We start from the raw sequence: 19,565 nt of genomic DNA, 5'->3' as shown, positions 1-19,565 counted from the left end.
TACGACCTATTTCGTCCATTTTTATTTGCTCGGCATTATTGTAGTTGTTGAATTATAGCAGCTAAATCAACCCAGACGTTTTCCCTCTGAATGAGTCCTTGCTCGGTGAATTCAATCACATGTAAAAGACGAAATCTGAGGGGACGGCCATCGCCTTCAATACCAAAAGGTTTGCCCGGAGCCGAACCTTCCCAGAGTGACTCGTCAATGAGGAAATTTTCACCATAAAGTCTTTTTATACCAGTAACTTTACCATCCGCGAGATCAGCGAATAATGTCTCATAGAAGGACCGGGCATTTTCCGGTCCATAGGTCGGTCCGGTTGGCGAGCCGACAATGTCATGAATTACATCGGGGGCAAGAGTTGATAGGACTCCTTCTACATCATCACTAGCTTCAAATCCAAAATGTTCGTCTATTTTCTGATCCATTTTCTCTCTTGTAAGTTTCAATTTAGCTCTCCTTTGCTTGTAGAATATTAGATCAGGGTATTATAATGAGACATATGTCTCATGCCAACAATAAATCACTATATTGCAATACGGTTTTTAAATTCCTGATTTAGGCTTGTAGTTAAAACTGGAAAAGGCTGTAAACACTGTGCTTTCCATAGCATCCAAGGCTTACGTGCTTTTTGAAAGTTCGAAAATAGAGCAAAAAAGGAAACTCATAAACTATGTGCTTTCAAACTTGGAATTAGAAGGTGCAATCCTCTTTAAATTGCGTGACTTGTTGCGGTTGGCTGGGGCACAAGGATTCGAACCTTGACTTACGGATCCAGAGTCCGTCGTACTGCCGTTATACTATGCCCCAACGGAAGGATTTAGTATTTATAATAATACCATTTCAGTCAAGTATCTTGATAGCCTGCGTCTATTTGATAAAATAAAACTGTTTGTAAATTTAACGCAAAGGAGCCATAAAAAAATGCCTGCTAAAACACTCACAGTTAAGGCTAAAAATAAAACCGACCTCAAAAAAAAGGTGGACAGAGTAATTAAAGACGCTTCTAAGAAAGGCTTGATCTTTATCAAGCAGGGATACAGGGACTCGAGAGTCAAAAAATCAAAAGGCCAGTACGAAATAGAAATACAGGTACACTCTTAAACTGAAAACATGGAAAGCTCGCCTTCTCAAAAGCTTGAAACTTTTAACAATCAATACCCCGGCAGGGAATATGAAATCGACATTACCTGCCCGGAATTCACATGCGTGTGCCCGAAGACGGGTCAGCCCGACTTCGCGACCATAAATATAAAATACGTGCCCGATGAGCTCTGTATAGAACTCAAGTCACTCAAGCTCTATATGTTCTCTTACCGCGACGTGGGGACTTTTCACGAGCATGTAACTAATAAAATACTCGATGACGTAGTGGAAGCATGTAAGCCTCTCAGGGCGGAAGTGACCGGGGATTTCAACGTGAGGGGCGGAATCAAAACGGTAATTAAAGCCTCTTACTATAAAAACGAAGAGGGGAAAGCCGGTTTCGGCAGATAAGACACGCAAAATTCCGTCATATTCCCGGCCTCAAAGCGCGTTTAGCCGAATTAACCCCTTCAGTTATCTATAATTTGTTGTTAATATTTTCTATATGCCCTCAACCAAGGTGCGTGAATCTTGCATATAAAGGCTCAGATTGTTATCACCGCTCTGATAATCGCAGCCATCATAGGCATAGCCGTAGCGGCGCCCTATGTCGCGCCCTATGAATATGATCAGACCGATTTTAAAAACGCCCTCGCAAAGCCCGGCAACGCTCACCTGATGGGCACCGACCAGGAAGGAAGAGACTTGCTTAGCAGGGTTATTTACGGTGCCAGGGTCTCGATATCCGTGGCGCTCGGAACCGCACTTATAGCGCTCATAATAGGAACCGTATACGGAGCCGTCTCGGGGTACATAGGGGGTAAAACAGACGAGCTTATGATGAGGCTGGTCGACATTTTCTATTCCCTTCCCGACCTTCTGCTCATCGTTCTTATCACGCTGGTTATAGGTAGGGGCGTCCTCGGAATCGTTCTTGCGCTCGGCCTTACCGCGTGGATGCGTGTTGCGAGGATAGTAAGGGGCAGTGTGCTTCAGCTAAAGGGAGTTGATTACGTGCAATCGGCAAAAAGTCTGGGCGCGTCTCCTTCGCGGATTCTGGGAAAACATATAATTCCCAATATACTGAGCCCCCTTATCATAACGCTGACATTCTCCGTACCCTACGCGATACTCGCCGAGTCAACCCTCAGTTTTCTGGGCCTGGGCATAGCCCCGCCCGAGTCAAGCTGGGGTACCCTCGCCAGCACGGGATGGCAGGGTATGAGAACCTTTCCCCATCTTATAGTGTTTCCGAGTTTGGCTATTTTCATTACGGCTTTTTCATTTAATCTATTCGGAGAGGGATTAAGGGACTATCTCGATCCGCAAAAAACAGGGAGGTAAACGATGGAATTTGAATACAGGACTTTGAACTCATATAGCGGACAGGCGAGCTTGGCATACATTCCTATTTTAATCCTGATTGTTTTCATCCCTTTAATCACTTTCTCCCCCGGGGCCTCGGCACAGATAAACTGCCAGTCCGAGATATACCTGCCCGCCAAACAGGACGCTAAAGACAGATTCAAAAAGGGTTACTGTTTTATCCAGATGGGCCAGTTTCAGGAAGGGGTATCGAGATTAAAAGGTGTTGAAAACGAGCTTCCTCTCGTGGGAGACTACGTAATATATTACCAGGCCGCAGGCTATGAAAATTTGGGCGACATGGCAAACGCCTCAGTTCTTTTCAACAGGGTTTTGACGGAATATTCCGGGAGCGGACTCAAGAAAAAGACCCTTTCCCGCCTCGGGAATATTTATATTCAAACCGGGGATTCCACAAACGCGGAAAGAATATTCAGGTCTTTGTACAATGAGGAAAGCAGCCGGGATTTGAAGGCCTCGCACCTGGAGAGCCTGGGGCAGGCGCTTGAAAATCAGGGTAAATACCGGGACGCCGTAAACACTTATAAACAGGTATGGGTCCAGTACCCCGAGACCAAGTCCGCCGGGAGCGCGCATTCGTCGGCAAAGCGGCTGAGCGCCGATTACGGTATCCCCTTTGCCGTAACGGAATCGGATTACCTAGAGAGAGGAGACACTCTGTTTAAATATTCGAGATGGTCCTCCGCTATAAACAACTACGAAAAGGTATCCTCAAAAAGCACCGGAACAAGAACCAACATGGCAATAGCGATGGTGAACTCGGGGAGATTGAACGAAGCGGAAAACATGCTCGGAGGAATAAATTCACCTGAGTCTCTTTTCTGGAGGGCAAAAATTAAATCGAAGCAGGGCCTCGACTCGGAGGCTTCCTCTCTATACTCCCGGATACATGAATCGTTTCCTTCGAGCGACCTCGCCCCCGAGGGCCTGTATAACGCGGCGAGGCTTTATCAGATAAATAACGACAATCAGAGGGCGATAAAGACTTACGACATCCTCATAAGAACCTACCCCAGGAATAAATACGCGGAAGACGGCGCCTGGTATCTCGGATGGATTTACTACAGGAAGGGTATGTACAGAGAGGCGCTTGCGACATTTTCCGCTTTCACCAATTCTTCATCCTCCTTCAACGCTTCAAACGCCAAGTACTGGAAAGCGAGGACGCTCGAGAAGCAGGGCAGAAAAGACGAGGCGCATTCGCAGTACAGGGAACTGGCGAATACCACCCCGCCTACGTACCACACATACCTGGCCCAGAAGAAAACGGGCGTCTCCCCTGTTTTCGCGAATATAAACCCGGAAACAACCGTACTCAATCCCGAGGCAAGCAAGAGAAAACAAAAGGCCGAACTGTTGATCGAGCTCGGGGTACCCGAGGACGCGAGACTCGAGATTGAAAAGATGGAGGACGTAGCCGGTACACAGGAAGAATATGTTGCGGTAAGCCTTCTATACTCTAAAGTCGACGACTATCATAACTCGATAAAAGTTGCCCAGGATATAGGACTGCCTCAGGCAAACAGCCTATCATTCCCCAGAGGATACAAAGACATCGTCGGCCCTTACGCTAAAAAATACGGCGTGGACGAGCTGCTTGTCTACTCTGTAATAAGGGAGGAAAGCAGATTCCAAAAGGCCGTCGTCTCGCCTGCTGACGCAGTCGGGCTTATGCAGCTTATTCCGCCCACGGCAAGAACAGTGGCCAGACAGATCGGCATTAACGGATTCACAATCGAAATGCTTACAATCCCGCGAGTCAATATCGAGATGGGAATATTTTACTTAAAACAGGTGATGGACGAATTCAACGGGGACGTCGAGCTTGCGCTTGCGAGCTACAACGCGGGACCCCACAGGGCGGCTGACTGGAAGACAAGGTTCTACGGTCTTGAAAAGGACGAATTCATTGAAGAGATCCCGTTTAGGGAGACGAGGAATTATATAAGAAGGATACTGAGAAGCTACGGGGCTTATAAGGCGATCTACGGCAACACCGCTTCCGCCGCTCCGGCGGCCACTCCCGGGCCCGGGATAAGCGAGACAAAATATCCGGTTAATTAAGCCGAGCGCGCCCTTTTCTCTTCACCGCAGATAGCGGCGAAGTTGCTCAGAATCCTGAGCCCGTACGAGCTGCTCTTTTCAGGGTGGAACTGGCAGGCGAACATATTCCCGACTTGAACTGCGGCGGTAAAATCTATTCCGTAGCTCGACTTGATCGCGACTGCGCTTTCATCCCCGGGCTCGGGGTAATAGGAGTGGACGAAATAGAACCAGCTCCCCTCCGGAATACCGTCAAGGACAGGCGCGTTCTTTTTTATCTCTATCTGGTTCCATCCCATGTGAGGGACTTTCAGGCGCTCTTTTTTAAAAGCGGGAAACCTGACGACTTTACCCTTGAGAATTCCGAGGCCCCCGGCGCCGGGCGATTCCTCACTCCCTTCGAACAGGACCTGAAGCCCGAGACAGATACCCAAAAACGGTTTCCCCGAATCGATGAAATCTTTTATCGGCCCTGTAAGCCCGAACTCATCAAGGTGTTTTACGCAATCCCCGAAGGCCCCAACACCCGGAAGAACGAGCCCGCTTGCACCCTCTATATCCTTTGAATCCCTTGTGACAATTACAGGGAACCCCTGACTCTCAAAAGCCTTGCTTACGCTCCTTAAGTTACCCATTCCGTAATCGACTACGGCAATCATGTCTTACAGCTTCCCCTTTGTTGACGGCACGTCGGTTGATCTCGGGTCTATTCCGGATGCGCTGTCGAGCGCCCGCCCGACGGCCTTAAAGATAGCTTCTATATTATGATGCAGGTTATCGCCGTACTTAAGCTCGATATGAAGATTACACATGAGCGTGTTCGAGAAGGACTTGAAAAACTCATCCCCCAGCTCAAGATCGAATTCCCCGACTTTGCTCTTGGGAACCTTTACCCTGTAAACGAGATACGGCCTTCCGCTCAGGTCCACTGACGCGAACGCCAGGGTTTCGTCAAAAGGCACGAACGCCTCTCCGAACCTCTTTATCGATTTTTTATCGCCCAGGGCCTTGAGGAACGCATCTCCGAGCGCAAGCCCCACGTCCTCGACCGTGTGGTGAAAATCCACTTCGAGATCCCCTATAGCGGATACTTTCAGGTCAAAATAGCCGTGCCTTGCGAACTGGGCCAGCATGTGGTTGAAAAACGGTATACCGGTATCTATTTCGTAATTCCCCTCGCCGTCGAGGTTTATTTCGACCTTAACCTTTACTTCAGACGTTGTTCTTTCGACCCTGGCTTTTCTCTGTTTCATAGATGGTTAAGAATCATATCAGAAATTACGACTCTGTCCAAGATTAATCCGGCTTCTCACCAGGATTCCATTATCTTTAATAAAGATGTAAGCCTGAGTAAAATAACGGGCATGAATATCGCGGTAGTGGACGAAACGGGCGAGCTTGACGGCAAATATAAATCGCGTCTCAGGAAAATTGCCGGGACCGTATTAAAAAATATGGATGTTCCCGACGATGCCGAGCTCTGCGTATCTTTCATAGCAGATAAAAGGATGAGAGAGCTTAACCGCACCTACAGAAGTATGGACAGGACCACCGATGTGCTTACCTTCCCGCAGGGAGAAGGCCCCGGCCATACACTTTTAGGGGATATAGTAATTTCTCTCGACACCGCAAGGAGGCACAGCGTTTCCTACGGTAACACGCCCGAGGAAGAGATAAAGAAGCTCATCGTTCACGGAATTCTTCACCTGCTTGGCCACGATCACAAAAAGAAGAAAGAAAAAGAGACTATGAGGCAGAAGGAGGATGAACTCCTCGCAGTCCTTAAAGAACTGTAAAGGGAGAGCAAAATCACTTCTTCTTTTTAATTACCAGCTTTACTTCGTCTATCGAGCGGGATGTGGATTTGGCTATTGTAAAAACGTAGTTTTCAAGCTTGATCTTGTCGCCCGTCTTAGGAATTGATCCGACCTCCGCAAGCAGGAATCCGCTCAGCGTTTCATAATCGACGCTTTCCGGAATACCGAGTCCCAGATCATCATTTATGACGTCTATCTCTATCTTTGGATTTATGAGATATTCCCCCTCGCGGATCTTTCTCCAGAGCTTTATGCCCTTATCGTACTCGTCCTCAATCTCCCCCACCACTTCCTCGAGTATGTCCTCAAGCGCAATCACTCCGACGGCCCCGCCGTACTCGTCCACAACGACGGCCATACCGGCTCTGCCCTCCTTCATCTCGTCGAGAAGCTCATCGACAAGCTTTGATTCGGGGACATAAAAAGGCGGCCGCGCAAATCCTTTTATCTTTTCATTCGGGTCCGCGCCCAGGAGATAAAACGAGTGCAGCATGCCTGTTATATTATCCACGCGCTCGCTGAATATCGGTATCCTGGAGTGGCCGGTTTCCTTTATCATCTTTATCGCGTCCAGGACTTTTGCCTCCTCGTTCAAAGCGCTCACCTGTATGAGGGGAATCATAATTTCATCCACCGTAGTCTCCGAGAATCTGAATATTCTCTTTATTATCCTTTCCTTATAATCCTTTGTAGGCCTTGATCCGTCCCCTTCTATTACATTGATCAGTTCTTCCCTTGTAATGAATGTGTTTTCAGTGCTGCCGATCAGGTTCAATAACTTCTTGGTAAATATATTTACAAAAATGAGAATCGGATAAAAGACCTTCGACGCCGCCCAAAGAGGGTATATCGCCCAGAGTATCGTCGTGTTTCTCTTCTTCTGAAAGACCGCCTTGGGGACAACCTGCCCGAATATCACTATGAGCGGGGAAAGGATGAGGACCGCGTACAGTTCTCCTCCGCTTCCGTATTTGTTTTGTATGTAGAACGTCAGTATTACCGTGCTCGTGATCAGAGACAGATTTATTCCCACGAGCGTAGTGCTCAAAAACAGCTCAACTTCGGAAAACGCGCTCATAACGAGCTGGGCGCTCTTTGAGCCCTGATCCGCAAGAGCCTTTATTTTTATCTTGTCACAGGATATGAGCGCTATTTCAGAGCCCGCAAAAAAACCCTGAAGAAACAACGAAAAAACAATTATTCCAATAACGATCTCAAGCGACATCGGCTACCTCTTCCTGCATTCTTTGAACCTTGATCTCGGTTATCCTTTTCCCCGAGACTCTGTTGACCAGAAAAACAAGGCTCCCGTGCGATACACTGTCCCCTTCCTCCGGGAATTTGCCGAATATATCGAAAATGAATCCGGCAATCGTTTCGTGGTCCTCTTCGACGGGAACGACAGACTGCTCGATGTCATTCCCCAGATTTTCAAGCCCGCCGAACCTGAGCACAGTAAACAGAAAAGTGTCGTTGAACTCGTCGATCTTCATGCTCCCCGGTATTATCAGCGACTCCCCGTCCCACCTGACTTCCGCCTTCTTCACCACTCTTCTTTCATCCTCGATCTCGCCGAACAGCTCCTCGAGTATATCCTCCATAGTTACAATTCCGTCCAGCCGCCCGTACTCATCAACTACAATAGCGATATGTTTGCGCTCCTGCTGAAACTCCTTAAGAAGGTCAAAAGCCATTTTGGTGCGCGGTATAAAATAGGGGGGCTTTAAATAATTTTCTATAGTCGTCTCATCTGACAGCTCAAAGGAGAGGAGATCTTTAGCGTACAGTACGCCGACTACATTGTTCTTGTCGCCTTTGTAAACCGGGGTTCTTGAGAACCCGCGTTTTTTAATTTCATATACAGCGTCTTTTCGTGAAAGGTTAACCGGGAGCAAAACGCAGTCTATGCTCGGCGTCATAATTTTATACGCCGGCACGTCTTCCAGTTTGAACAGGCTACCGACGAGCTTCTTCTCTATCTCGGTTATCACACCCTCTTCGCTGCCCATGCCTACGAGGGTTTTTACCTCTTCGGGGGTGAACCCTTTGGTGTGCTCGTACTCTATCTTCCCGCCCAGAATCCTGGTGAATCCGATTGAAAGTACTACAAGAATCCATCTGACGGGAGTAATCAAAACGTGGAAAACATGAAGCGGATATGAAATAGCCTTGGCGATTAATCTCGGATACTTTACTCCCAGGGTCTTGGGTCCGATTTCACCCAGAAGAAGGAGGCTCGGAGAAGCGATCGCTATCGAAATGATGGTTACATATCCCTCGGAAACCCCCCCCAAAAGCCTTTTCACCGTCAAGCCGACAACGCTTGAGTACGCGACATTCACCACTTCATCGGCGAATAGAATGGTAACTATAAGCTTGTACGGCTCTTTTAGAAGCTTCTCAATGAGGCCAGCGCTTTTTGTTCCCTCTTTCTTGAGCCTTTCGCGCTGGTGTCTGCCTAACGAAAAAAGTGAGCCCTCGGACAGGCAGAAGAAGCCCGACAGAAAAAGTAGGAGCACTATTAATATAAGGTTATAGGTTAAAGGTGCGTCGTCCATTTAATTACTGGAGTGAACAAAACCCCTCCGATTTAAACTTATTTCGTCTCCGTTCGCATCTATTACCCTGACAAGATCTTCAGACGTCACGCGTCCTATTTCAGTAATACTCAGATCAAGGCTATGAGATAGCTTGTCGATTTGCTCACTGTTTTCGGACGGAGAAGTAAAAAGGAGCTCATAGTCTTCGCCGCCGCTTAGCGCAAGCTCGTAGCGGTCACCGGAGTACCGGGATACGAATTCATCATAATCCGCTGAAACCGGCACGTCCGTCAATCTTACTTCGGCCCCGAGTCCCTGATTGACGGTAATACGTTCGAGGTCGAGGAGAAGGCCGTCGCTCACATCTATCATCGAAGTCGCAAGACCCCTCTCGGCCAGCTCTTTACCGAGAGCAAGCCGGGGCTCGGGAGATAAATGCCTGGCGATTAAATACGAGGCCTCTTTCACCTCTTTAGCATTACCGAGAAACTTCATGCCGAGCGCAGAATCACCGAGTGTCCCGCTTACGTATATAGAATCCCCGGCAGACGCCCCGCTCCTCCTCACCAGATTATCCGGATCGACTTCTCCGAGCGCGGTCACGTCCAAAAAGAGCTTCTCCGACGAGCTCAGATTTCCTCCGATTAGCCTGACGCCGAATTCTTCCTCGGAAGACCTGAAACCGCTTATCAGCTCATCGATCAGGCTCTCGTTTTCATCTTTAGGAAACCCGAGGGACGCGAGGATAAATTTGGGCACGCCGCCCATGGCTCCTATATCGCTCACCGACACAGCGACAGACTTCCTTGCCAGCATAGCCGGGGAAATTAGGGATTTAACAAAATGAACATTTTCCACCTGACAATCAGTCGTGGCAAGCAAAATTTTACCGGCGCCGATCCTGACCCCCGCCGAGTCGTCACCGATTCCGACCTCAACGCACTTAGATGCGTTCTGAAACTGCTCCTCTATGAGACGAAGAGCGCTCAATTCATTTATCATATTGGCTAAATCCCGGCTGCCATCTTGTTTAGTTGAATCTTTTTGATATAAAAAGATATTTTTATGGCGGGAATTTTTGTGAAACCTGAATTACAGCATCGCAAATGAGGGTCGGATTCTTTCATATGCTTGATTAGTTCGGTCTTTTAATACTTATATTTTACTTCAAGTTTAGGGTATTCGGCCTTATATGTCAACAAAAACACTGATCGCGCGCTTTTATGTTTCGTAGTTACGCATGTCATTATGTATATTTCTTTCCCATGAGCGACGAAAAACTGAAAATTTATATAAAACCCACCTGCACCACATGCAGAAAGGCGCTGAAAATCCTCCGTGAGGAGGGAGCAGAGTTCAGCGCCGTAAACTATTTCGAAGAACCCCTTACCAGAAAAGAGCTGACCGGCCTCATCGAAAAACTGGGCGTCCCGGCAAGGGAGCTTTTGAGAAAAAACGAAAAGATATATAAGGAGCTCGGTCTGTCGAAAAAGGAGCTCTCGGAGAAGGAAATCATAGATTTGCTCGTCAGGTATCCCGATTTACTCCAGCGCCCCATAGTGCGCAAGGGCGGTAGGGTAATACTCGCGAGGCCAGCCGAGAAAATTGAGAAATTAATTTAATGCGGCCACGTTCTATCAGACTATCGAGATACCCGCCGCAAAGAGCGTGTCCCGGCAGCAAGCCCGGCGACATCAATTCCCCTGCGCCTCTTCATACCGGCTCTACTTCTGAACCGGAGGGAGGCGATACAATTTTAAACGCCGGAAGCTCAGGACCGGCTTTGCACGGCACGTCAAGAATCCGAATAGAGTGTAACTCAGTTAAGCCCGACCGGGACAGTATGCTAGAAGGCCGCGAATCACTCTCAGTATATATGAGCCTTAAAGGCCCGAGTTTGTGGCGCTAAGCTCCACTGCAGCAGTTGTTACTTAAAACGGATTACCCCTTAGGCAGACTGCAATGCGTACCCACTGTTGCAATCGACCCGTAATAGCAGATTTATATTGTATTTATTGGCTGAAATGATATAATATTATCCAAATTCACAGTGCTGTTGTTAGCTCGGTCTCAGGTTTCCGGGGCGGTGATAAGACGCACAAAAGAGGACAGCATATAAACCCGGCTCATCTTCCTGGACGCAATATATAAATATTTACAAATAGTTAAAGGAATATTCCCGGCCCTAATCAAATTACGCGGTTTCAAAATATATACGCAAATCAGTAATTATTTAGGCTTTTGAGGAAAACCCTCCCAGGTTTCGGGCGACGGACTTTATATAATCTGAACAAAAAAATCATGCCAAATACAACTGCTGCTACAGCCGCGGGTTCTATCGCTGAACCGAAATCAAATGTAAAAATACGTTTTGCTCCGAACACCGAGTTCGAAAGAGAGCTCAATAAGAGGGTAAACGCCTATTTTAAGAACACATCCAGCACAAAGAGGGACTGCTTCAATATGTACGTAAAGTCCTTTCTGGCCATTTCGTGGGTTATTATTTCCTATAGTCTTATAGTTTTTGCGGGTCTTCCCGTTTGGGGCATTATCATGGCTTCGGTATCACTCAGTTTAGCCCTTAACGCCCTTTCGTTTAATGTGATGCACGACGCTATTCACGGCGCGTATTCAAAACATAAAATTGTCAATAAGCTTATGGGTCACTGGCTCGATCTGATCGGCGGGAGCTCATACTTATGGCACAGTAAACATAACTACTATCATCATTCCTATCCTAATATTACAGGGCATGACAATGATGTCGAGGTTGGCGTATTCGCGCGGTTCACCCCGCATCAGAAGAAATACTTTTTCCATCGATTCCAGCACATCTATATTTGGTTCCTCTATGGATTCCTCGCTATTAAATGGCACTTGTTAGATGATTTCCACGTTTACTTCACCGGAAAGTTAAACGGTTACGATATAAAACGCCCCAAAGGAATGGATGCCGTTATATTCTTTGGAGGTAAAATATTCTTCTTCTTCATGGCTTTTGTGGTTCCGTCATTATATTATCCCGTTCCCTACGTGATTGGATTTTATGTGTTAATAGCGATGATACAGGGTGCGATAATGTCCCTCGTGTTCCAGCTCGCGCACTGTGTTGAGGAAGCCGAATTCCCGATGCAGGACGAAGAAGCGGGGATAATGGACAGGACGTGGATTGTTCATCAGATATACACGACGGTGGATTTTGCCAGAGGCAACAAGCTACTCACATGGTACCTCGGCGGGCTTAACTATCAGGTGGAGCATCACCTGTACCCCAGGATTTGCCACATAAACTACCGGGAAATGTCACGCATAGTTGAGGAAACCTGCAAAGAGTACGGTGTTCCTTATTCCTCTCACGGCGGATTCCTGGACGGCGTCCGCTCGCACTATAACTGGCTCCGTGAACTGGCTCACGCACCTTAGGCCCGGCTTGACATTAGGGACGCCGTACAGAATTATTTAATAGTCCAAATATTGATTAATAGGAGGAGAAATATGAGATTTATTTTAATTTCAACATTATCGCTTTTAGTTCTTGCTGTGTGTCTATCAATAATTAGCGCTAACCTGAATGTTGCATTCGCAGATGATTCGTTGGATGGTAAATCTTTTTTAGTCAAACTGCATGAGCACGGTAAAGATGAAGAAGCTACAGACGATGAGTTAATTTTTAAGGGTGGAACATTCTTCTCTGCTGATTGCGAACAGTACGGCTTTAGTCCCGCTTCGTATGAAACCAAGTCAAAAGGTGACACTACTTTGTTCGAATCCACACTCGTGAGCGATAAAGAAGGAAAAGCAGAATGGGAAGGAGCAGTTAAAGGTGATGAAATTACCGGGACATTTATATGGTCAAAGGAAGGTCAGGAGCCGATTATATATAGCTACGAGGGTAGTATAAAAAAATAGATTGGTTAATCCTCGTCCTCGAGCATTGCTTTAATTCGCTCTTTAAGTTCAGGTGTATTTTCGTGGCCGTGGACGGTAATTGCGTGATATTCGAATCCCGGGCCCGTTTGATCAGCGAGGTGACTTTAGCTGAGCGGATAAGCGTTTTACCCGGCAAACATCCGTAGTAAAGGCAATCGCCTCCGAGTTTATCTTTTTCAATCAGAGCTACATCAAGCCCGAATTTCGCCGAGACCGCCGATACATTAAGCCCCGCAGAGCCGCCGCCGATAACAATAACGCCGTAATTTTTCATTTCACCGCTCTATCAGTATTAGATAGTAAAGTCATGTTGTTCCTGTTAATCCGAGCTCACTTTCCTTTAGATGTAAACCGACTATGTTCTATTCACTATGTTGAATTGATGCTCCCTAAAATATATGAAACTATAAACGAATTCTGTTTCTATACCGCTTATTTTTTTCGCTCTTATAATCGCTGACCGGAAGCCCGCTAAAGCGCTCTCAGCACTCGCAACCGGCTGGGAAGCAAAAGTTATGTCAAAAATCATATAAGCTCAATCGGGTAAAACGGAAGCTGCCACAGTTACTCATACTGCAAGTTTATTAGAAACCGCCCTGAATTCGCGCTCCCGGCAATAGGGAAATGGCTCGTCGAAAAGGGAGTTCTTGTTGACATAGAGTTATTTTTTTGAGAGAATGTGAACGCGGGGGGGATTATTAAAATAGGTAAGAAATTAAGTATGGCTACCTGCCGGTGTTGCGGATATTCGGTCCGTTATTACCTTTGTGATTAGACGTAGTCATTATCAAGTACAATGGGTTGGAACAGTAATGGGGTAACCAGTCATAAATTTCTAAATTCAGCTTTCTTCCCGGTTCGATTTTTATTCTATAGAACTACCGCCTTTCTGTATTCATTCCTTCACATTGAAAAATTATATGTACTCAAAAATAAGTAAATTCCAGTAAGGAGGTAAAATACAATGACGTGGAAACCCGATCCTTCCTTTTATCCTTCGCCCAAAATGGCGATGCAAGCCCCGCCAGAGCATCACGGCTATGTGGTTGCTCTCAACTATGGACGAAATGATAAACCGGATGTACTTTGTACAGTGGATCTTAATCCAGATTCCTCCACGTATAGCCAGATTATAAACACTCTTGAGATGCCATACGCAGGTGATGAGCTCCATCATTTCGGCTGGAACGCATGCAGTTCGGCGCTTTGCCCTTACGCTCCTCACCCTCATTTGGAACGTAGGTATTTAATCGCGCCGGGACTTCGAAGTTCACGTATATACATAATCGACACTAAGCCGGATCCGATTCGTCCTCAAATCTCAAAAATTATTGAGCCAGAGGAAGTTTTCGCAAGGTCCGGCTATAGTCGATTGCATACAGTCCACTGTGGTCCCGATGCTATCTATGTAAATGCCCTTACATCCGCTAACGGCAATGAAGGCCCGGGCGGTATCTTCATGCTCGATCATTTTAACTTTAATGTGCTGGGCCCTTGGGAAATCGATCGTGGCTCGCAGGATCTCGCATACGATTTCTGGTGGCACATAAGTCAGGACACCATGATTACCAGCGAGTGGGGAAAACCGTCGCAGTTCGAGAACGGCCTGGTGCCCGAAGATATCATCAACAGTAAGTACGGCCGCAACCTGCATTTCTGGGACTTGCGCAAACGTAAGAAAATACAGACGATAGACCTCGGTAAAGAACACCAGCTTGTGTTCGAGCTACGACCCGCGCACGATCCCACTAAAACCCATGGTTTCGTCGGAGTGGTGCTCAGCCTTAAAGACCTCTCGAGCTCAATCTGGGTCTGGTACAAGGACGGGGATAAATGGGCTGCTAAAAAAGTTATTGAAATTCCGGCAGAGGCTGCTGACCCGGAGGACTTGCCCCCGGCGCTAAAAGATTTCAAGGCCGTGCCCCCTCTGGTAACCGACATAGACCTTTCTCTGGACGACAAATTTTTGTATGTGTCCTGCTGGGGTACCGGCGAAATGCATCAGTACGACGTCACCGATCACTTTAACCCGAAGCTAACCGGCAAGGTTCAAGTCGGAGGTATTGTCCGCCGTACGGAACACCCCAAGAGCAATGGGCCCTTACTGGGCGGCCCCCAGATGGTCGAAATCAGCAGGGACGGGCGCCGGGTCTATTTTACAAACTCGCTCTATAGCACGATTGACGACCAATTTTATCCGGACAAGCTCGGCGGATGGATGGTCAAACTCAATACGGATCCCAACGGCGGTATATCTTTAGACAAAGATTTCTTCATCGACTTCGGAGAGACTCGCTCGCATCAAATTCGACTTGAGGGAGGCGATGCTTCCACAGATTCATTCTGCTATCCTTCCTGATTCACTCGGCAACTTTCTGGTGATGATCGGTTTCGGCGCTTATCATGGTCTCAACCCGGCAATGGGATGGTTATTCGCCCTTTCATTGGGCCTTCAGCAACAGAACGGCAGAGTTGTATGGATTTCCCTATTTCCGATCGCGGCGGGGCATGCCGCTTCAGTGGTTTTGGTAGCTCTGATTGTACTCGCGGGGATTCGTTTCGTTTCCTCGACCGCGTTGCAAATTCTTACGGCTGTTGTTCTGCTGACCTTCGGTATATATAAGTTATTCAACTACTACCGCCACCCCAGGTGGGTGGGCATGAAGGTGGGTATTCGCGACCTCTTTGTATGGTCGTTCCTTATGGCAACTGCGCACGGGGCCGGGTTGATGGTCGCGCCGTCATTGCTAGGTATAGCCGAGGAATACTGCGCGCCCGGTGTGGACGCCCACCCCGGAACCGGATTATTACTGGCAGTGGGTTTGCACACGATAGCCATGTTCGCGGTAATGGGCGCTGTAGCCTGGATCGTCTACAAGAAGCTGTCCCTCGCCGTTCTAAGGCAGAAATGGATCAACTTCGATTTGATTTGGGCCGCGGCTCTCCTTTTAGTCGGCGCCATCGCGCTCTTTATGGCAATTCGTAATGAACTTTAATACTATCCTTCAAACAGATCCACGATTAGTACGGAATTTTATTTTACAATAGCACTGAAGGCATCCACACTTCATCAGGAGCATCGTAAGTTCCGAACGACATGAGGTTCATTACTTTTATTGCCCGATGCCGACTCTTAAGTAACTTGCGGTATAGATTGTGTTCTCTGAGCGGACAGAAAAATTTTGCGTATTCAGGAGGAAGAAGTCGAGCTGCTTCACTTATAAGCTCCAAAGCATCCTCTTCAGTTTCAGCAACACCGTGCCCGAGAAATCCTGGGATCAGGTATCCCGTAATTCTATCATCTCGTTCAATTATAAGCGGTGAGAATCCGAACTTAATAGCAGCGGCTATTTCATTACGGCGGCTGATCTTGTAATTCTTTCGACATAACTCATCCATATCATTAATATAATCCTCAACGGCAGGACGTACTCTTTTTGAAGTATGACCGGTTGGTACGGCTTGCATTAGAGCTACGGCCTCCTTTACATCGAAACCCAGGGAGGCATAGAGAGATAATGATGACACATTAAACGAATCCTGGAGTAATCTTATCTGCCCTATGTGGTTTTTCTCCGCGTAAATAAGCACATCTTTCATCAACGCTCTGCCTATTCCCTTTGAATGACACTCAGGGTCAACCGTAATGGGACCCACTCCGGCTGTAGGGTCGCTTAGCGAAAGAAAATTAGATCCGGCCGGTTTACCGTTTATCAATGCTACTACACCGTAAAAATCGTCGCGTTCAACAAACATTCTAATTACGTCTACAGCAACCTCAGGGCCGGGAAAATCTCTCTGGAATGAGTGCTTATCGTGGATACTTTTGAAAGCTTCAAAGCATATTCTTCCTAGTTCCTCTACAAATTCCTCCGTAGCTGGAACCAGCTGCAACTCATCGCCTTGGTCGATTTTTAACGGCTGCTCCGGGTAATTAACTTTTATTTCGGGCGTTTTTATATTTTCTTCCTTTATTTTCATAGTCATTTCTTTACCTCCTTAACAACTTTTATTGTTGTGTTCACTCAACTGAGTATTTCTTCTGTGTTTAACCAATTCATTATGCTCATATTCTCATTCGAATGGATTACAAGTAAGTGTGGAAAACCCCGCTCGGGTCGTATTTCTTACGTAATTCCTCTATGCGTTCCCAGTTTCTTTGTTTGAATGATCTGGATGAGCGCGAAGTGTGTGCAGTCAGATCCGCTTCGCCGATATAATGTCCGACCCCCATAGGTTCAAAAGCCCGCATAGTCGAGCGAAGCCAATCTATGTTGGATTCATCCTTGTCGGTATCGTCCCAAATAGCACTGCAATGAATAAAAATCGGGGCAATCATCGAAAATGCAGCGTCAGGCATAGGTGGCGAGTTTCGAGAAGCCGTAAGAATAAGTGAGAATGCAAAGGACTTGGGGGATGGGGCCTTAACAACCTGGTCTCGTAGAGTTGATAGCACTGTAAGGGTTTTAGCGTTCGTCCAAATATTATCAACAGCATAACGTTTGCCTTTCGGCCAGAGACTTTCCATCTGATCAAATAAGACATCAAAAGGCGTGTTCGCGTTCAGGTCCTTAATCAATATATTTTCGATTGGACAGTTTGCCAAAACCGCTAATGCTTCAGATGCAATCTCTGTTGTATCTGCAAACGCGGTCGCCACAATCGTAATTACTCTCTCGCATCGATCGGCTATTGGAGGTGGCGGGCTAGTGAATAGCAAGGTTAGCTCTACATAAGGAGGCAGTATACCGGCTATGTTCTCCGCCCACTTTATTATCTCAGGAAAGCTATCTAGCGGAAACATCAGCGTGCTGGTTATAATTGCTTTAGGCAGCGTATAGACTCGTAAATAATATTTAGTTGCCACACCAAAGAACCCCGGCCCGGAGCCTCTGGCTGCCCAGAGTAGGTCCGAATTCTCATCCTCTGTGGCTGTGACCAACTTGCCGTCAGCGGTGACAACATCTAAAGCAAAGAGACTGAAGCAGGCAACTCCCCAGAAGCCGCTATTCCATCCTAAACCACCACTTAGGATGTAACCGCTGATTGGGACGCTTGGGCAATGACCAAATGGAAAAGCCAAATCGTATGCAGCCAGCTTCCGTGCAAACTCACGATTCGTTACGACCGGTTGGACGGTAGCCACTCTTTTTTCGGGATCGACTTCTATCGCTTTAAGTTGAGACAAGTCGAGTAAAATACCGCCATCGCGAAGAGAAGACCCGCACCAACTGTGACCGCCGCCGCGGACAGCGATCTTCATCTTATTCTCTCGAGCATAGTTTACACTCTCGATCACATCCTGCTCTGAGGCAGCCTGTACGATTAATTTAGGCTTCCGGTCGGGCTTTAAACCATTCCATACCATAGCACTTCTTATGCTCTCATAATCTTTATCGCTTCTATGCACCACACGGCCTGAGATTTGTTGCTTTAATGTCATATTAGTATCCATTCATCCTGCTACTCAGGTAAATGTACTGATCTCCTTTCTAACGAAGTTGGGACTTTATGTCATAAATACGGTAGATACTAAGAATTGATGTGCTGCGGTATTTTCCGATGCTTGTCGAATTGATAAAGTTATCAGAATTTATTGTGAATGGGCAAAATACAGGCTGTATAAATTCGCAATGTTTCAACAAGTTAGTCTATTTTTTTCATTATTTCATCTAAATTACGAATCAAATTATAGCTCAGGTTGCCACAGATTCAATACATATTTTAATATTCATTTCGGTATCGCTAAAGATAATAGTTGCAGAGTGTAAGACACAGAATCTAGCTCAAAAATAGCTCAACTCAAACAGAATAATCCATAAATTTATAATAATATCGGCAGGTTAAAAATGATCCAATCACACTTAATAACCGGCTGTCAGGGAACTGGAAAAGCAATGCTTGTGAGAAGGCTCCCCTCAATTCTTCCCGATATGAGCTTCGATGAGGCGCTCGAGACGACTAAAATCTATTCCGTAACCGGTCTCCTTCCCGACCACTCATCCCTCTTTGCGACAAGGCCATTCCGCTCCCCTCACCATACCATAAGCGACGCGGGGCTTATCGGGGGCGGCGCCATACCCAAGCCGGGCGAGGTAAGCCTCGCTCATAACGGCGTATTGTTTCTCGACGAGCTTCCCGAATTCCGCAAGAACGTGCTTGAGGTGATGCGGCAGCCCCTTGAGGATGGCATGGTGACTATTTCGAGGGCCACGACCTCGATCACCTATCCGGCGAACTTCATGTTGGTGGCAGCGATGAACCCCTGCCCCTGCGGCTATCACGGCGACCCGCAGAAGGAATGCACATGCTCCCCCATGCAGATTCAGAAATACAGGGCGAGGGTGTCGGGCCCTCTACTCGACAGGATAGACATACACATCGAGGTCCCGCCCGTGAGATACAAGGAACTGGCCGATGAGGCCGGGGGGGAAAGCTCCTCACCCATAAAGAGCCGCGTCAACAGTGCGAGGGAAATACAGAAAGCCAGATTCAAGAGATCGAAGATTCATTCGAATTCACAGATGTCCCCTTCTATGGTCAGAAAGGCGTCCCGCCCCGATGAAAAAGGGGTCAGGCTGCTTGAGACGGCGATTGATAAACTGGGACTCAGCGCAAGGGCCTATGACAGAATATTGAAGGTCGCCCGCACCATAGCCGACCTAGACGAGTCCGAAACCGTCCTTTCGCACCATATTTCAGAGGCTATTCAGTACAGATCTTTAGATAGAAGCATCGTTTAGTTAGTCAATTGCGAACC

Annotated in this window: 20 protein-coding genes and 1 tRNA gene; 11 read left to right on the top strand and 10 right to left on the bottom strand. The window is 47.1% G+C overall.

Annotation, left to right across the window (positions count from 1 at the left end; translation table 11 throughout):
* Window positions 1-35: 35 nt before the first annotated feature.
* Both RIG61_12950 and RIG61_12945 read right to left on the bottom strand, forming a co-directional pair.
* Window positions 36-452: an ester cyclase gene (locus tag RIG61_12950; protein MEQ9620066.1), complete on the bottom strand. Its 417-nt coding sequence runs from the start codon at window positions 450-452 to the stop codon at window positions 36-38.
* 287 nt (window positions 453-739) lie between these two features.
* A tRNA-Gln gene (locus RIG61_12945) sits at window positions 740-813 on the bottom strand.
* 114 nt (window positions 814-927) lie between these two features.
* Here RIG61_12945 and RIG61_12940 point away from each other — a divergent pair.
* From RIG61_12940 to RIG61_12925, 4 genes are all read left to right on the top strand, one after another.
* Entirely contained in the window at window positions 928-1,107 is a 180-nt protein-coding gene (locus RIG61_12940; GenBank protein ID MEQ9620065.1) for a hypothetical protein, read from the top strand.
* A gap of 9 nt (window positions 1,108-1,116) precedes the next feature.
* On the top strand, window positions 1,117-1,500 hold the full coding sequence (gene queF, locus RIG61_12935; protein ID MEQ9620064.1) for a preQ(1) synthase: 384 nt from the start codon (window positions 1,117-1,119) through the stop codon (window positions 1,498-1,500).
* Window positions 1,501-1,620: 120 nt separating this feature from the next.
* Window positions 1,621-2,433, top strand: coding sequence for an ABC transporter permease (locus tag RIG61_12930; GenBank protein ID MEQ9620063.1), 813 nt, complete (start codon window positions 1,621-1,623; stop codon window positions 2,431-2,433).
* Window positions 2,434-2,436: 3 nt separating this feature from the next.
* Window positions 2,437-4,539: a transglycosylase SLT domain-containing protein gene (locus RIG61_12925; GenBank protein MEQ9620062.1), complete on the top strand. Its 2,103-nt coding sequence runs from the start codon at window positions 2,437-2,439 to the stop codon at window positions 4,537-4,539.
* Here RIG61_12925 and hisH read toward each other — a convergent pair.
* Together hisH and hisB are read right to left on the bottom strand one after the other, a co-directional pair.
* Window positions 4,536-5,177 (bottom strand): imidazole glycerol phosphate synthase subunit HisH, encoded by a 642-nt coding sequence (gene hisH / locus RIG61_12920; GenBank protein MEQ9620061.1) that lies wholly within the window; start codon window positions 5,175-5,177, stop codon window positions 4,536-4,538. The two genes, RIG61_12925 and hisH, sit on opposite strands and share 4 nt — an antisense overlap.
* A gap of 3 nt (window positions 5,178-5,180) precedes the next feature.
* Window positions 5,181-5,771 carry an imidazoleglycerol-phosphate dehydratase HisB gene (gene hisB / locus RIG61_12915; GenBank protein ID MEQ9620060.1) on the bottom strand — a complete coding sequence of 197 codons (591 nt, stop codon included), beginning with the start codon at window positions 5,769-5,771 and terminating at the stop codon, window positions 5,181-5,183.
* A 111-nt stretch (window positions 5,772-5,882) separates the two neighbouring features.
* Here hisB and ybeY point away from each other — a divergent pair, with 111 nt between their 5' ends.
* Window positions 5,883-6,314 (top strand): rRNA maturation RNase YbeY, encoded by a 432-nt coding sequence (gene ybeY / locus RIG61_12910; GenBank protein ID MEQ9620059.1) that lies wholly within the window; start codon window positions 5,883-5,885, stop codon window positions 6,312-6,314.
* A 13-nt stretch (window positions 6,315-6,327) separates the two neighbouring features.
* Here the strand turns inward: ybeY and RIG61_12905 are convergent, their stop codons facing one another.
* The 3 genes from RIG61_12905 to thiL are packed head-to-tail and all read right to left on the bottom strand — an operon-like array spanning window position 6,328 to window position 9,877.
* Window positions 6,328-7,560, bottom strand: a complete 1,233-nt coding sequence (locus RIG61_12905) for a hemolysin family protein (GenBank protein MEQ9620058.1) — start codon at window positions 7,558-7,560, stop codon at window positions 6,328-6,330.
* Window positions 7,550-8,893 carry a hemolysin family protein gene (locus RIG61_12900; GenBank protein ID MEQ9620057.1) on the bottom strand — a complete coding sequence of 448 codons (1,344 nt, stop codon included), beginning with the start codon at window positions 8,891-8,893 and terminating at the stop codon, window positions 7,550-7,552. The genes RIG61_12905 and RIG61_12900 overlap by 11 nt, the downstream gene beginning before the upstream one ends.
* Window positions 8,894-9,877, bottom strand: a complete 984-nt coding sequence (gene thiL, locus RIG61_12895; GenBank protein ID MEQ9620056.1) for a thiamine-phosphate kinase — start codon at window positions 9,875-9,877, stop codon at window positions 8,894-8,896.
* Window positions 9,878-10,140: 263 nt separating this feature from the next.
* Between thiL and RIG61_12890 the strand changes: the two genes are divergently transcribed.
* The 3 genes from RIG61_12890 to RIG61_12880 all read left to right on the top strand — a co-directional run bounded on the left by RIG61_12890 (window position 10,141) and on the right by RIG61_12880 (window position 12,784).
* Complete coding sequence (locus tag RIG61_12890) at window positions 10,141-10,497, top strand: ArsC/Spx/MgsR family protein (GenBank protein ID MEQ9620055.1); 357 nt, start codon at window positions 10,141-10,143, stop codon at window positions 10,495-10,497.
* Window positions 10,498-11,176: 679 nt separating this feature from the next.
* Window positions 11,177-12,298, top strand: a complete 1,122-nt coding sequence (locus RIG61_12885; protein ID MEQ9620054.1) for an acyl-CoA desaturase — start codon at window positions 11,177-11,179, stop codon at window positions 12,296-12,298.
* A 72-nt stretch (window positions 12,299-12,370) separates the two neighbouring features.
* Window positions 12,371-12,784: a hypothetical protein gene (locus RIG61_12880; GenBank protein ID MEQ9620053.1), complete on the top strand. Its 414-nt coding sequence runs from the start codon at window positions 12,371-12,373 to the stop codon at window positions 12,782-12,784.
* Here RIG61_12880 and RIG61_12875 read toward each other — a convergent pair.
* Window positions 12,750-13,079, bottom strand: coding sequence for an FAD-dependent oxidoreductase (locus RIG61_12875; protein MEQ9620052.1), 330 nt, complete (start codon window positions 13,077-13,079; stop codon window positions 12,750-12,752). The genes RIG61_12880 and RIG61_12875 overlap by 35 nt on opposite strands.
* Window positions 13,080-13,769: 690 nt before the next feature.
* Between RIG61_12875 and RIG61_12870 the strand changes: the two genes are divergently transcribed.
* Entirely contained in the window at window positions 13,770-15,164 is a 1,395-nt protein-coding gene (locus tag RIG61_12870; protein MEQ9620051.1) for a selenium-binding family protein, read from the top strand.
* Window positions 15,130-15,801: a hypothetical protein gene (locus RIG61_12865; GenBank protein MEQ9620050.1), complete on the top strand. Its 672-nt coding sequence runs from the start codon at window positions 15,130-15,132 to the stop codon at window positions 15,799-15,801. The genes RIG61_12870 and RIG61_12865 overlap by 35 nt, the downstream gene beginning before the upstream one ends.
* Window positions 15,802-15,844: 43 nt before the next feature.
* Here the strand turns inward: RIG61_12865 and RIG61_12860 are convergent, their stop codons facing one another.
* Window positions 15,845-16,786 carry a GNAT family N-acetyltransferase gene (locus RIG61_12860; GenBank protein ID MEQ9620049.1) on the bottom strand — a complete coding sequence of 314 codons (942 nt, stop codon included), beginning with the start codon at window positions 16,784-16,786 and terminating at the stop codon, window positions 15,845-15,847.
* A 106-nt stretch (window positions 16,787-16,892) separates the two neighbouring features.
* Entirely contained in the window at window positions 16,893-18,260 is a 1,368-nt protein-coding gene (locus RIG61_12855) for an FAD-binding oxidoreductase (GenBank protein ID MEQ9620048.1), read from the bottom strand.
* A gap of 394 nt (window positions 18,261-18,654) precedes the next feature.
* Between RIG61_12855 and RIG61_12850 the strand changes: the two genes are divergently transcribed.
* Complete coding sequence (locus RIG61_12850) at window positions 18,655-19,548, top strand: YifB family Mg chelatase-like AAA ATPase (GenBank protein ID MEQ9620047.1); 894 nt, start codon at window positions 18,655-18,657, stop codon at window positions 19,546-19,548.
* Window positions 19,549-19,565: the final 17 nt, after the last annotated feature.

Source organism: Deltaproteobacteria bacterium (assembly GCA_040223695.1).
GTDB lineage: Bacteria > Desulfobacterota_D > UBA1144 > Nemesobacterales > UBA2774 > JAVKFU01.
This window is presented reverse-complemented; position numbering and strand designations above follow the sequence as displayed.

Bases quoted from the DNA above. Each gene is read 5' to 3' on its own strand.
- RIG61_12850 (MEQ9620047.1), top strand. From the start codon at position 18,655: ATGATCCAATCACACTTAATAACCGGCTGTCAGGGAACTGGAAAAGCA.
- RIG61_12925 (MEQ9620062.1), top strand. From the start codon at position 2,437: ATGGAATTTGAATACAGGACTTTGAACTCATATAGCGGACAGGCGAGC.
- RIG61_12855 (MEQ9620048.1), bottom strand. From the start codon at position 18,260: ATGGATACTAATATGACATTAAAGCAACAAATCTCAGGCCGTGTGGTG.
- hisH (MEQ9620061.1), bottom strand. From the start codon at position 5,177: ATGATTGCCGTAGTCGATTACGGAATGGGTAACTTAAGGAGCGTAAGC.
- ybeY (MEQ9620059.1), top strand. From the start codon at position 5,883: ATGAATATCGCGGTAGTGGACGAAACGGGCGAGCTTGACGGCAAATAT.
- RIG61_12865 (MEQ9620050.1), top strand. From the start codon at position 15,130: ATGCTTCCACAGATTCATTCTGCTATCCTTCCTGATTCACTCGGCAAC.
- RIG61_12860 (MEQ9620049.1), bottom strand. From the start codon at position 16,786: ATGAAAATAAAGGAAGAAAATATAAAAACGCCCGAAATAAAAGTTAAT.
- RIG61_12870 (MEQ9620051.1), top strand. From the start codon at position 13,770: ATGACGTGGAAACCCGATCCTTCCTTTTATCCTTCGCCCAAAATGGCG.
- thiL (MEQ9620056.1), bottom strand. From the start codon at position 9,877: ATGATAAATGAATTGAGCGCTCTTCGTCTCATAGAGGAGCAGTTTCAG.
- RIG61_12940 (MEQ9620065.1), top strand. From the start codon at position 928: ATGCCTGCTAAAACACTCACAGTTAAGGCTAAAAATAAAACCGACCTC.
- RIG61_12900 (MEQ9620057.1), bottom strand. From the start codon at position 8,893: ATGGACGACGCACCTTTAACCTATAACCTTATATTAATAGTGCTCCTA.
- RIG61_12890 (MEQ9620055.1), top strand. From the start codon at position 10,141: ATGAGCGACGAAAAACTGAAAATTTATATAAAACCCACCTGCACCACA.
- RIG61_12905 (MEQ9620058.1), bottom strand. From the start codon at position 7,560: ATGTCGCTTGAGATCGTTATTGGAATAATTGTTTTTTCGTTGTTTCTT.
- RIG61_12885 (MEQ9620054.1), top strand. From the start codon at position 11,177: ATGCCAAATACAACTGCTGCTACAGCCGCGGGTTCTATCGCTGAACCG.
- RIG61_12875 (MEQ9620052.1), bottom strand. From the start codon at position 13,079: ATGAAAAATTACGGCGTTATTGTTATCGGCGGCGGCTCTGCGGGGCTT.
- queF (MEQ9620064.1), top strand. From the start codon at position 1,117: ATGGAAAGCTCGCCTTCTCAAAAGCTTGAAACTTTTAACAATCAATAC.
- hisB (MEQ9620060.1), bottom strand. From the start codon at position 5,771: ATGAAACAGAGAAAAGCCAGGGTCGAAAGAACAACGTCTGAAGTAAAG.
- RIG61_12880 (MEQ9620053.1), top strand. From the start codon at position 12,371: ATGAGATTTATTTTAATTTCAACATTATCGCTTTTAGTTCTTGCTGTG.